Raw genomic sequence first — 6,177 nt, 5'->3', positions numbered from 1 at the left:
TACTTCGACCGTCTCGGCGTGCCTCGGCTCTCATGACCTCAACTGCTCGAACCGCCCGGTGCGGACCCGCATGCCGGGTGGTGTGGGAGGGGATCGGTCAGGTAATCTGGCCGCCCCTATCCCGATTCCGGACGGATGCGCTTAGCGCGACTTGCGGCGCGCAATCTGTGCCATCAGTCCGAGGCCGGCGAGCATCATCGCCCAGGTTTCGGGTTCGGGCACCGGCGCTGCGAGGTCCAAGAAGTAGCGCGAGGTGCTCAGCGTGTTGCCGCCGCTCATGCCAAGCTGTGGATCGCGGAAGTCCATCAGGCGGACTTCGATCGTATAGTCGGCGGCGCTCTTGCCGTTGGCGAAGAGGGTGGGCGACAGCTGGTAGCTGGTCATCGGGGGCAGATAGGAGCTGATGCTCGCAATGTCCGGCTGGCTCGGATCGTTCAGCAGGCCGAGGGTTCGATCCCACACATAGACACGCACGCCTTCGATCGCGTCACTCGTCGGCAGCTCCCAGGTGAGCAGCTTGGAGGTGGCATCGAACTGGACGTTCTGGGCGAAATCGAGCACTTGCGCACCGGCGCTCCCTTGGGTCCATGTCATGCCGATGTCACCATCATGCTCGGCGACGATGGCCCACGGGTCGGAGGTCCCGACATTGGCGGGGACGTAGCTGTAGTACTCGTTCGGCGAGACATGGGAGCTCCACCATGTCATCGGCAATGCCGTGCCGTTCTGTTCGATACTCACTTGGGTCCCGAAGCCGCTGTTGGGCGTGACGCCGGCTCCGATATAGTGGACAACGCCCTCGGCGAAACCGAGCGTGTTGCTACCGTAGTTATCGAGTCGATCAACCACGAACTGGAAGCTCGGGGTGATAGCGAAAGCCGGGGCGCTGAGGCCTGCGAGTAGCGCGCCCATGATCAGCGGGCGAACCAGTGGGTGGCTGGCGTGCATGTCGGAATCCTGTCGGAAAGAAAACGAGCGGGATGATGTCATGAAACAGGGGTATGAGATATGGAAATTTTCTCGGTGTCGATTGAATAAGCCTGCTCCGTCGAGCAACGAACGGGTAGCCGGCACGGTCAGTCGCCAGGGCGGTTAGAATCGACCTCTTTCATACGCAGCCCCAGCCCCAGCCCCATGCTCCTGCGCATCGTCGCCATCCTGTTCCCCCTCTTTGCCATCGTCGCTGTGGGCTTCGTGGTCGGGCGCCGCAAGCGGCCCGATCTGACGCAGGCCAACCAGCTGAACATGGATGTGTTCGTGCCGGCGCTGGTGTTTGCGGCGCTGGCCGGCAAGCCGTTCCGCCCGGAGAACGACATCCCCCTGCTGCTGGCCACGCTGGCGCTGGTGGCCGGCTCCGGGCTGGCGGGCTGGGCGTTGGCGCGGGCCACGGGCATTGCGCCCAAGACGCTGGTGCCACCCCTGATGTTCAACAACTGCGGCAACCTCGGCCTGCCGCTGGCGGTGCTGGCCTTCGGGGAGGCGGCGCTGGCGCCGATGGTGGTGATGTTCATGGTCTCGAACCTGGCGCATTTCTCCTTTGGCGCCTGGCTGCTCGACCACAAGGTGCGCCTGATGACGCTGTGGAAGGTGCCCTCGGTGATGGCCACCTTTGCCGGCTTGGCGGTGGGCATGAGCGGCGTGGCGCTGTGGGAGCCCTTGCTGTTGTCGATCCGCATGCTCGGCGAGATTTCGATTCCGCTGATGCTGTTCGCGCTGGGCGTGCGGCTCAGCGATTCGCGGATCACCTCGATCCGGCTGGGCGTGTTCGGTGCGGCGATGCGTCCGTTGATGTGCATGGCGATTGCCGGGGTCCTGCTGATGCTGTTCGACTTTCCGCCCTTGCAGCAAGCCCTGGTGCTGACGTTCGGGGCGCTGCCGCCGGCAGTGCTCAACTACATCTTTGCCGAGCGTTATCATCAGGAGCCCGAGAAGGTGGCTTCGATGGTGCTCATCGGCAATCTGGGCGCGGTGGTCTTCCTGCCGATCGCGCTTGCCTTCGTGCTCCCCTGACTCAAGCGAGAGGATTCTGATGACCGAACTGGTGTTTCGTGATGACGCGTATGCCTGCGAATGCGAGGCGGTGGTGGTCGAGGCGGCGCCGGGCCGCATCGTGCTCGACCGCAGCGTGTTCTACCCGACCGGCGGCGGCCAGCCGGGCGATACCGGCGCGCTGGTGCAGGCCGGCGGCACGGTGATCGAGGTGCTGGGCACCGTCAAGGGCGAGGGCGAGACCATCGTCCATCTGGTGGACGAGGCGCGCGCGCCGCTCGAGGTGGGCACGCATGTGACGGCCCGCATCGACTGGGACCGCCGCCACCGCCTGATGCGCTTCCATACCGCGCTGCACCTGCTCTGTGCGGTGGTGGGCGCGCCGGTGACCGGCGGCAAGATGAGCGAAGACAAGGCGCATCTGGATTTCGACATCGAGATGGAAAAGCTGGTGGCCGAGGACATCGAGGCGAAGCTCAATGCGCTGATCGCGGCCGACAGCGCGGTCGAGTGCGGCGCCATCACCGATGCCGAGCTGGACGCCAATCCCGGCCTGGTCAAGACCATGTCGGTGCAGCCGCCGCGTGGTCAGGGCAGCGTGCGCACCATCCATATCCCGGGGGTGGACCTGCAGCCCTGTGGCGGCACGCATGTGAAGCGCACCGGTGAAATCGGCGCCATGAAGGTGGCGCGGATCCGCAGCGAGGGCAAACGCAACCGGCGGGTGACGATCGCTTTCGACGCCTGAGCGATGCCGCCATGACAAACGGCCGGGGCATGACGCCGCCGGCCGTTTTTTATGGCGAGGCCCGGGTCAGTCGGCGCGCGGGGTGCGCAGCAGCACTAGTTCTTCGGCGCTGGTGGGGTGCACCGCCAGGGTGCGGTCGAGGTCGGCCTTGGTGGCACCCATGGTGATGGCCACGGCCAGCGCCTGGATGATTTCGCCCGAGTCGGCACCGATCAGGTGGGCGCCGAGCACCTTGTCGTTGTCGGCATCGACGATCACCTTCATGTAGGCGCGCTCGCTGCGTCCGGCCAGGGTGTGTTTCATGGGGCGGAAGTCGGCCTCGAAGACGGTGACCGCGTGCCCCGCGGCGACGGCGTCGGACTCGGACAGGCCGATGGTACCGATGGCCGGCTGGCTGAACACCGCGGTGGCGATCAGGCGGTGGTCGACCGCGCGCGGCGTGCCACCGAACACCGTGTCGGCAAAGGCGCGGCCCTCGGCGATGGCCACCGGCGTCAGGGCGGCGCGGTCGGTGACGTCGCCGACCGCATAGATCGACGGCACCGAGGTTTGCGACTCGGGGCTGACGCGAATGGCACCGCTCTTGGTGTCCACGTCGACCCCGACTTCGGCCAGCCCCAGGCCGTCGGTGTTGGGGCGCCGACCCAGCGCCGACAACACCATGTCGGCCTCGACCGTCCGGCCGTCCTTGGCGGTGCAGCGGATGCCGCCCGCCACCCGTTCGAGCTTGACCGGTTCGAAGCCGGGGCTCAGCGTCACGCCGCGCTCGGCCATGGCGGTGGCCAGGCGGGTGCGGATGTCCTGGTCGAAGCCGCGCAGCGGCAGGTCGGCCCGGTAGGCCAGGGTCACCTCGCTGCCGAAGCCGGCGAAGATGCCGGCGAACTCGACCGCGATGTAGCCGCCGCCGAGCACCAGCAGGCGCTGCGGCAGCTCGGTCAGGTCGAGCAACTCGTTGGAGCTGATCGCCAGTTCCAGGCCCTCGATCGGCGGATGGCTGGGGCTGCCGCCGGTGGCGATCAGGAGATGGCCGGCACTCACGCGCCGGCCGCCGACTTCGACCGTGTGCGCGTCGATCACGCGGGCATGGCCTTCGAGCAGGGTCACATGGCCGTCTGCCAGCATCTTGCGGTAGATGGTTTCGAGCCGGGCGATCTCACGGTCCTTGGCGCCGATCAAGGCGGCTAGGTCGAAGCTCGGCGGGACCACTTCCCAGCCATAGCCTGGGGCGTCGGCAAAGGCATCGGCGAACTGCGAGGCATACATCAGCAGCTTCTTCGGCACGCAACCGCGGATCACGCAAGTGCCGCCGACACGATCGCCCTCGCAGATGGCGACACGCGCGCCATGCACGGCCGCGTGCCGGCTGGCGGCCACGCCGCCCGAACCGGCGCCGATGGTGATGAGATCGAAATCGTAGTCCGACATGGGGGGGCTCCCGGCATGATTGGGTGTTGCCGCAGAGTGTAGCAGCCGGGCCCGAAACGGTCGTGGCGCGCGCCTCAGCGCGGAATCAGCGACTGCTCGCCCAGATCGAAGGCATACACCGAGCTGCGGCCGTGACGTTCGAGCACCACCGCACCGAGCCCGGCGAGGCGGCGGCGCTCGCCGTTGTCCCGGCCTTTTTTGAGATAGCGCGTCAGGTCCAGGCGCAGCACGGTCTGGGTGGTGTAGGCCGGGTCGCGGTAGAAGGTCGCCACCGTGCCGTTCTCGACGCTGCTGTGCACCTGGCGCTGGATGCGCAGCATGCGGATGTCGTAGATCAGGCGGGCGCTGGAGGCCCCGGCCAGGGCGAGCGCATGGCTGGCATAGAGTTGCCGCCAGGCGTCGGTTCCGCTGACGAAGGTGTAGCCGGTCTTGCGTGTGCGGTTGTCGCGCACATAGCCGATCAGGCGAAAGCCCACGCCGATGTCGGCAAAGCCGGCGATCAGGTCGTCGGTGGCGAAGGCGTCGAGCGGGAAGTCGTCGCCCGGCCGGATGTTGCCGCGACCGCCGGCCTGGCGGATCAGGCGGGCGCCGATGCGTTCGCGCAGCCGTGTCTGCGCCAGCGTGGCCTCGGCGCCCTGGGGGTTCTGTTCGAGAAAGGCGATCAGCTCGGGAATGGTGCCGTCGATCTCGAGCGCCTGGGCCTCGCTCGCAGCGTCCGCCGCTCCCGACTCGGGGGCCGAAGCCGCCGGTGCCGGTGCAGGCGTGATCTGTGTTACCGGGGCGGCGGGGGCCGTGTCGGCGGCGGGCGGCTTGCGCGGCGGGGGGGTGGTGCAGCCGGTCGAGGCGACGCCGATCAGGGCAAGCAGGGCGAGGGGCAAGACACGCGAAAACATGACGGATGGCTCGTTCACTGAAGTGGCCCGAGTCTAGCAGGCCCGGCGCACGCTGTCGGCAGTGATGCCACCGACCTTGTGATGGTTTACGCTTTCGCGTTTTCCTCGACCGAGACGACGCCATGCCGACGCTTGCCCCCGCCGACGATCTGGAAGCGAACCCGCGCGTGAAAGCGGTGTTCGACGATATCCGTGCCACCCGCCAGACCGATTTCATCAACAACATGTGGCGCTACCTGGCCTTCGATCCGGACTTGCTGGCGCAGACCTGGGCCGAGGTCAAAGCCGTCATGGCCACGCCCTCGGCCATCGATCCGCTGACCAAGGAGATGCTCTATATCGCCGTCTCGGTGGCCAACAACTGCGGCTACTGCGTGCACTCGCACACCGCTGCGGCACGCGCCAAGGGCATGGACGACGGCCAATACGCCGAACTGCTCAAGATCGTTTCGCTGGCCGCCAAGACCAACCACCTGGCCACCGCGCTGCAGGTGCCGGTGGACGCCCGCTTCAATCTCGGCGAGGCCTGTGTGGCCGAGCTGTCGCTGCCCGCCATGGCGGGCCTGACGCTGGTGGCCTTCGTGGCCGGCTTCATCAGCTCGATCGCCGGCGCCGGCGGCATGATCGTGCTGCCCTGTCTGCTGTGGGCCGGCCTGCCGCCGGTGCAGGCGTTGGCCACCAACAAGTTCCAGAGCGTGTTCGGCACCTTGTCCTCCACGCTCAACTTCTTGCGTCGCGGCCATCTGCAACTCGGCCCCTTGCGCGGGGCCTTGCTGTACGCCTTCGTCGGCGCCGCGCTGGGCACGCTGTGGGTGCAGCGGGTCGATGCGGCGGTGCTGGAGACGGTGCTGCCCTATGGAAGTGCTGAATAAATCGCGTTTCGGCGACGGCAAGAAAATCTCGGTGTGCAGTCGCGCCGAATCGCTTGCAATCGGCTCGCGGAATACGGAATTGGCACTCTGGAAGGCCGGATTCGCACGATTTCATCGCCTTTTCCCCGTTTCAGGACGCACCTTGCGTGTCGGGCGCCATCAACCTTTTATGCGCGAGCACGAGGTTGGCGAGGCCGAACAGTGAGAACAATTGCGCCTCGTTCTTGGCGATCCCTCGATAGCGGGTCTT

6 protein-coding genes and 1 pseudogene are annotated in these 6,177 nt (G+C 66.8%); 3 read left to right on the top strand and 4 right to left on the bottom strand.

Going from position 1 to position 6,177, the window contains the following annotated elements:
* Positions 1 to 141: 141 nt before the first annotated feature.
* Entirely contained in the window at positions 142 to 948 is an 807-nt protein-coding gene (locus I8J34_RS23680; RefSeq protein ID WP_214364109.1) for a PEPxxWA-CTERM sorting domain-containing protein, read from the bottom strand.
* Between the two features lie 186 nt (positions 949 to 1,134).
* On the opposite strand from I8J34_RS23680, the gene I8J34_RS23675 reads away from it, so the two are divergent.
* A complete protein-coding gene (locus tag I8J34_RS23675; protein WP_214364108.1) occupies positions 1,135 to 2,010 on the top strand; it encodes an AEC family transporter in 876 nt (291 codons plus the stop codon).
* Between the two features lie 19 nt (positions 2,011 to 2,029).
* Positions 2,030 to 2,737 carry an alanyl-tRNA editing protein gene (locus I8J34_RS23670; RefSeq protein WP_214364107.1) on the top strand — a complete coding sequence of 236 codons (708 nt, stop codon included), beginning with the start codon at positions 2,030 to 2,032 and terminating at the stop codon, positions 2,735 to 2,737.
* Positions 2,738 to 2,803: 66 nt separating this feature from the next.
* Here the strand turns inward: I8J34_RS23670 and gorA are convergent, their stop codons facing one another.
* Both gorA and I8J34_RS23660 read right to left on the bottom strand, forming a co-directional pair.
* Positions 2,804 to 4,162 (bottom strand): glutathione-disulfide reductase, encoded by a 1,359-nt coding sequence (gene gorA / locus I8J34_RS23665; protein ID WP_214364106.1) that lies wholly within the window; start codon positions 4,160 to 4,162, stop codon positions 2,804 to 2,806.
* A gap of 74 nt (positions 4,163 to 4,236) precedes the next feature.
* On the bottom strand, positions 4,237 to 5,055 hold the full coding sequence (locus tag I8J34_RS23660; protein WP_214364105.1) for a hypothetical protein: 819 nt from the start codon (positions 5,053 to 5,055) through the stop codon (positions 4,237 to 4,239).
* A 122-nt stretch (positions 5,056 to 5,177) separates the two neighbouring features.
* Here I8J34_RS23660 and I8J34_RS23655 point away from each other — a divergent pair, with 122 nt between their 5' ends.
* Entirely contained in the window at positions 5,178 to 5,927 is a 750-nt protein-coding gene (locus tag I8J34_RS23655) for a TSUP family transporter (RefSeq protein ID WP_214364104.1), read from the top strand.
* Between the two features lie 130 nt (positions 5,928 to 6,057).
* On the opposite strand, the pseudogene I8J34_RS23650 reads toward I8J34_RS23655, so the two are convergent.
* Positions 6,058 to 6,177 (bottom strand): annotated as a pseudogene (locus I8J34_RS23650) (IS5/IS1182 family transposase); the annotation flags it as partial.

It is taken from the genome of Denitromonas iodatirespirans (genome assembly GCF_018524365.1).
In the GTDB taxonomy this organism is placed as follows: domain Bacteria; phylum Pseudomonadota; class Gammaproteobacteria; order Burkholderiales; family Rhodocyclaceae; genus Nitrogeniibacter; species Nitrogeniibacter iodatirespirans.
Note: the sequence above shows the minus strand (reverse complement) of the source record. Positions and strands in the feature narration are given on the sequence as shown.

Bases quoted from the DNA above. Each gene is read 5' to 3' on its own strand.
- I8J34_RS23680 (WP_214364109.1), bottom strand. From the start codon at position 948: ATGCACGCCAGCCACCCACTGGTTCGCCCGCTGATCATGGGCGCGCTA.
- I8J34_RS23675 (WP_214364108.1), top strand. From the start codon at position 1,135: ATGCTCCTGCGCATCGTCGCCATCCTGTTCCCCCTCTTTGCCATCGTC.
- I8J34_RS23670 (WP_214364107.1), top strand. From the start codon at position 2,030: ATGACCGAACTGGTGTTTCGTGATGACGCGTATGCCTGCGAATGCGAG.
- gorA (WP_214364106.1), bottom strand. From the start codon at position 4,162: ATGTCGGACTACGATTTCGATCTCATCACCATCGGCGCCGGTTCGGGC.
- I8J34_RS23660 (WP_214364105.1), bottom strand. From the start codon at position 5,055: ATGTTTTCGCGTGTCTTGCCCCTCGCCCTGCTTGCCCTGATCGGCGTC.
- I8J34_RS23655 (WP_214364104.1), top strand. From the start codon at position 5,178: ATGCCGACGCTTGCCCCCGCCGACGATCTGGAAGCGAACCCGCGCGTG.